Consider the following 5,774-nt stretch of genomic DNA (forward strand, 5'->3'; position numbering starts at 1 on the left):
CAGAGGGTGGTAACTTTGGCCTAGGCGATCAAAAACACGCGCTTGAATGGGTTCAACAAAACATAGAGGCATTCGGCGGCAATCCGCAAAACGTGACACTCATGGGGCAAGGTGCGGGTGCCATGTCGGTGGGAATTTTACAGCAATCAAAAGGCGATGCTGCAATCGCAGGTGAGCACTTTCAGCGTGCCATCATGCAAAGCAACGCGTACGGCTTTGAATATAAAAGTTACGATGTTGCCAAGAGCCAAAGGCCAGAGCAAAGTGTTGAAGATCTAACGCTACTACCACTTGAAGAGGTCATGAAGGTACAGAGCGAGATGCTTGATCCTATTCAACGTCTTAAGAACTGGGTACTGACCGCTGCGAATATTCCGGTTATAAGTCCAACACGAGACAACAGCCCATTAGCTACGTTGATGCCATTTGCGCCTTACATCGAGCATCGCCCACCAGCGTTTCTAGTGAAAGAAGTACCAGGCTATCACTTTACTGAACAAGCGATTGAGAGTGAATGGATCGTACCGACGGTAATTGGCTCAAACAGTGCAGAAAGCAATACTCTAGGCATGCTGCCGAGCCTGACATTTTTGATCCCAACTATTATTGAAATCTTGAGCCAAGAAGCGCCAGAAATCATTGAAAGTGGTGACGAAAACTTAATCGTCGAATACATGGTGGAGTGGCTAGAATCGGAAACGAACTTAAACCGTTTACGCACCGAATATCGTTCATTACTCAACGATTCAGCTTCGATTGAACTCGATCTTTCTGACTTATTGGAACTGCTGCCTAGCACCGCTTATGAGGCGATGACTAAGTTGTTCTTCGGTTTGGGGAACTCCGATTCAACAACGGAGTTACTTGCTCTGGCTGACTTCTTCCCCAACGATGAAAGCGAACTAAATGGTGCGACCAAAAACATGCAGCAATTCAAAACCACGTTGCATGATTTGCTCTTCACGGGTCCAAACCGTCATAAAGTTTCAACTGAAGAAGCAACAGGGGCAACGCCAAGCTTCTACTACTTTGACTACAAACCTGGATTCAACGTATGGACTTACAATACCAAAGGTGAAAATGGCGATCTCGACGTTGGCGATTTACTCAAAAGCATCAGTTGTATTGTCGGCGCTTGCAATGCATCGGAATTACCATTTGTGTTTAATAAAGCATTAAAGCTTGATGGTTCAAGTGTTCGTCCAGGTAGCAAAGACAAAGCAATGATGAACGAGCTCTCTCGTATGTGGTTTAGCGAACGTTTATTTGAGGACTTCCAATACAACAGCGCGACTGACCGAGTATTGCTGATCGATAACGATGGCGGTATTCAATCCACACAAGACTGGGACAATGCTCATCACTCAGGCATCGATCCAAAACTGCGCCAAGGTCGCCTCAACGGTCTCGAGGAACTTGGGCTGATTCTGAGTCACATGTAACGTTATCTTCAGTCACTAATAGCTCGTTACCAAATACCTAAAAGCCAGTTCACTGGCTTTTTTCATCCTTATTCCTTGAACATCATTAGGAAGGTTTACTCATGTTTCCTAACGCCCTTCGTGCCCTGCTACTCTTTATCTTCAGCGCACTATTGGTTGGCTGTGCCCAGCCCTACCCGCAAGTTGAACCGGATTTTGAAGCCAATTGGCAAACTACTCAGCATCAAGCCGAAGTTTACTTAATTCCTAACGCTCCGGAAGCCTTTGCGCGTCGCGTTGAACTGGTTAGAAATGCTCAGCAAAGCATCGATATGACTTACTTTTCTTGGGAGAGTGACACGCTTGGTTTGATGCTACTCAATGAACTCAAGCAAGCAGCAGATCGAGGCGTGCAAATTCGACTCACTCTCGATGATCTATTGGTTTTTAACGAGAAATGGCTTGCTGATCTCAGCGCTCACGACAACATTCAAATCCGTTTATTCAATCCGTTTGATTCACGTAAGTCAGGTTGGATTGGTCGCGCCGTCAACTTCTCTACTCACCAACAACGTTTGGACAATCGTCTGCACGAGAAGTACTTCAACGTCGACCATCAATGGATGATTCTAGGTGGACGCAACATTGGCGACGACTATTTTGGTTACAGCCGCAAAGCCAACTTCTTTGATATGGATGTCTTGTTCAAAGGCAACATTATTCGAGCGTTCGACCAGAACTACCAACAACTTTGGGACAGCGAGCATGTCACGCCAATAGAAAACATCGTTAACGTTACCCCAAACTATTCCACGTTTACTAAAGCGCTTAATAAAGGTGAGAAAGACAAAAGCATCATTCTGGCTGAAGTTGAAAAACAAGTTAAACACCTGACCAATCCCAACTTCATCACTGCGCAAGTCACCCCCGTTTTCGACTCATTAGACAAGTTAAAAAACAACAAACCCTACTTTAGAAAACGGGCAGAACACCAAGTTTGGCAACAAATAACCTCTGCATCCAAAGCAGTGATATCAACGCCTTATGTGGTACCAAGCGATGGTGAATTTGCCTTTATTGATACCTTGATGGAGCAAAAAGCGGACATCACGTTAATGACGAACTCGTCTGCATCTAATGACTCTGGCTTTATTCCGGCTTATTACGAGGAGCACCGCCAAACCTTGTTGGATAAGGGCGTTCATCTACTTGAGTACAAAAACCAAGCGAAAAATGATGACCATTACTTCCATGCGGATACTTATTATCACAACAAGACGGTGATACTCGATGATCGGCTTACTTATATCGGCTCATCAAACTTCGACCCAAGATCGGATTTCCTCAATGTGGAATTTGGTGTGTTGGTCCAAAGCGAAGCCTTTGCAGAACATGTCATGCACTACTTAACTCGACAACAAGATGAACTTTTTTGGCGAGTGTCTCGAGATGGACAAGGCCAAACTCAGTGGCAATCAATGAATGAGATCCATACTAAGAATCCAAACTATGGTGGATGGCATAAGGCGCCTAACTGGATATTCAAGAAACTGAATGGTGAGTTCGAACTCTAAACAATCAAGACTTAAAAAGGCTCTCTATCTGCAAGGATGAGAGCCTTTTTAATGCCCGCTAAAACTGCGTTCCTAGCGAGAAGTGAACGCGGAATTGGTCTCCTTGCGGAGCATCTAAACCATAAGCAAAGTCCACTTTGACGGGCACGTATTTTGAGTTCCATATCAAACTCAACCCTGTTCCACTTTTCCAATCCACCCTTTCGTTGAAGGCATCACCAACATCATAAAATGCCCCAAGCCACAGTTGGCGGTAGACCTGATATTGATATTCCAACCCAGCAGTAAACATGTAACGAGCACCGGTTAAATCGCCATTTTCGTCTCTCGGAGAGATGGATTCATAACCATAACCCCGAAGATTGCCATCACCTCCCGCAAAGAAACGTAATGATGATGGAATATCGCTCAAAGTGTCAGCGACATTAATGCCAACATTAGAACGAAAGTGAAACTTGTGTTTTTCACTAATGCCCCAAGACAGCACACTGTTGCCTTCAATACGCAGCAAACGAGAATCGGAGAAAAAATTAGGGTCTGAGTATTCCAATGAGTAAACGTGACGGTGCTTTACTTCTAATTGATCGTTCTTGCGATCAAGTAGTGAAAATGTCACCCCCGGTAATAACAACTGTGATTCGTTATTCTCCGAAGCTTGTCGATAACTTTCTTGCAAATAACGAACGTGCATGGTGCTTTGCCAATCACTGTCTAACTGCCAGTGCTTTTCAAACGATAAATCATTAGAAAAACTCGATGTATCTCGATAGTCGACATGCTTAGATTCAAACTGAATCCCGTAGTAATCCGTTAGAACATTTTGTGTGGGAATTTTGTAACCTAGTAATAGCGATTGTTCCGGTTTGGAAGCGTACGCTTGTGCCTCAAAACTGTGCCCACTTGCGTTATACCAAGGCTTGGTCCAGTTTAGCGAAGCGCGTAATCCCAAGTCTGTCGAATACCCTCCGCCGACTTGCACAATATTGCGTGAATTCGGCTCTGCGAGCACTTCTATCGGCACCTTATGACCATCGGATACCTCCTCGAAATCCGCTTTCACAATCACACTGCGAAACCAATCAGTACTGGAGAGATCGGCCTGATATTGACTCAATTTCACAGTGTCAAAATCGTCGCTCCACTCAAATGTTCTCATCGCTTCTATTCGAGCCGTTTCGATACCCGACGTAAGAACAGACAGCTCTCCAAATTGGTAGCGAGAACCACTAGAGAAATGCAGATTCACATGGGCTTCATTCAAACTTGGAATGACTTCCAAAGACGATTCGATAAAACGTCCATCTAAATAACCTTTTTGCTGAGCCAATGAAATTAAGTTTCGCTTTAGCGTGTCGTACTCAGAATGAAGCAACGGCTGCCCTTGTTTAAGTTGAGCTTGATTAATTAGTTCGATGAAATCCTGATCGTTAATGGCCTCCCCCGACACAGCAAGGTTAGATTTTTTGACCAACATCACCTCCCCTGCGTCAACCTCAAGCATGATGAGATCATTCTCTGATCTCTGAACATTGAGCTCGGAATGATAGTAGCCATAAGGGTTTAACGCATTATTAACCATCTGCGTTAGTCGATTTGAGGTAATGTTTGAAACAGAGAGTTTCGTTAGTGGTGTAAGGTGACTTTCAAGATTTTTCTCTAATATTGGTGTTAGCCCTTTGATTTTAAATTGCGCTCCGAGTGCATGATGTAAAGGCATAGAAGCTAAAACTGATATACCTATTATTTGTTTAATGAGAGGAGACACACCGCTACCTAGTTTAGCAATACACTCGACAAGGTTAATGATGGAATGGCACATCAGTTAATCGCGTTTGTAGGATTGCTCCCTACGAAATCCTCTCGAAAATTCACGTTTCACAAGTAGATACTTTGAACGATAAATTGGCTCAAGCTAGGAGGTGGCAAATCATGCGGTCTGAAATAGGTATACTGTTTGCCAAAAATACAAAACCCAACGCTGAATGGATCTCATCAAGCGTTGGGTTACATTGATAATGTGTTTTTAATCTAAAAAGCGTCTGTTAGTAAAACTAGATCGAAGAACAGTTTCCTTTTTCTGCCATGTCGACTTTTAGTACTTCTGCTTTACCTTTGCTTTCGTCCACGAGTTCTACGCCCGCACCACCAACAAATACACCCATTTTAATGTATTGATTAACGAAATAATTACGGCCCTCTTCCGTTAAGATAGTTAAGTGATTTTCCGAAAACTCAGACTCTGTACTTACTTGATGTTCTTTATTGCCTTCGACCTCATGGTAGAAGAATACACCAGGATCGGTTTCACCAATACATTCCCCATCGACGTAAACATACTTTTTAAGCGCTGCTCCGACAAAAGCATCTTCTCGGTAAATGTAAATCCCTGCGTTCCCCTTTTGAGGTGCTTCAAATGATTTCATTTGATTTGATACTGTCGAATCAACAGTAGGAACAGAAGCACAACCTGACAAACCCAAAAGGAATGCGGAACACAGAATTACTTTATTTTTCATGTTATTAACCTAGCTACGATAAAATCGCGCCAACCATACTATAAATAAATACGTTCACTTATTGGTATTTTTGAAATTTGTGATTCAACCTATGCAATAGCACTCATTTAGCGTATAGATTGAGCAAACATTAGCCATATAATAATCACGAGAATAAAATACCCCGTATCTAACGATCACTAAATGCCACTTTACTCGCTAGACTGATAAGTAGAATACCTGAAACACCTTCAAGAGTTCTTGAATAACGCTGAGAGTGTGGA

General features: G+C 43.2%; 4 protein-coding genes. 2 read left to right on the forward strand and 2 right to left on the reverse strand.

All coding sequences use genetic code 11. From position 1 onward, the window contains the following. Together IQR33_RS31150 and IQR33_RS31155 are read left to right on the forward strand one after the other, a co-directional pair. Positions 1-1,442: carboxylesterase family protein (locus IQR33_RS31150; RefSeq protein WP_228014239.1), on the forward strand; the 1,442-nt coding region annotated here is incomplete at its 5' end. 101 nt (positions 1,443-1,543) lie between these two features. After that, on the forward strand, positions 1,544-2,995 hold the full coding sequence (locus tag IQR33_RS31155; protein ID WP_021033915.1) for a phospholipase D family protein: 1,452 nt from the start codon (positions 1,544-1,546) through the stop codon (positions 2,993-2,995). Between the two features lie 58 nt (positions 2,996-3,053). Here IQR33_RS31155 and IQR33_RS31160 read toward each other — a convergent pair whose 3' ends face one another. Continuing rightward, positions 3,054-4,712 carry an outer membrane protein assembly factor gene (locus IQR33_RS31160; protein WP_193837468.1) on the reverse strand — a complete coding sequence of 553 codons (1,659 nt, stop codon included), beginning with the start codon at positions 4,710-4,712 and terminating at the stop codon, positions 3,054-3,056. Between the two features lie 334 nt (positions 4,713-5,046). Beyond that, positions 5,047-5,511, reverse strand: a complete 465-nt coding sequence (locus tag IQR33_RS31165) for a DUF2846 domain-containing protein (protein WP_193837334.1) — start codon at positions 5,509-5,511, stop codon at positions 5,047-5,049. Positions 5,512-5,774 lie beyond the last annotated feature (263 nt).

It is taken from the genome of Vibrio sp. OPT46, from assembly GCF_015163535.1.
Classification (GTDB): domain Bacteria; phylum Pseudomonadota; class Gammaproteobacteria; order Enterobacterales; family Vibrionaceae; genus Vibrio; species Vibrio alginolyticus.

Excerpts from the sequence above, each read along its gene's own strand:
- IQR33_RS31155 (WP_021033915.1), top strand. The coding sequence starts at position 1,544 with ATGTTTCCTAACGCCCTTCGTGCCCTGCTACTCTTTATCTTCAGCGCA.
- IQR33_RS31160 (WP_193837468.1), bottom strand. The coding sequence starts at position 4,712 with ATGCCTTTACATCATGCACTCGGAGCGCAATTTAAAATCAAAGGGCTA.
- IQR33_RS31165 (WP_193837334.1), bottom strand. The coding sequence starts at position 5,511 with ATGAAAAATAAAGTAATTCTGTGTTCCGCATTCCTTTTGGGTTTGTCA.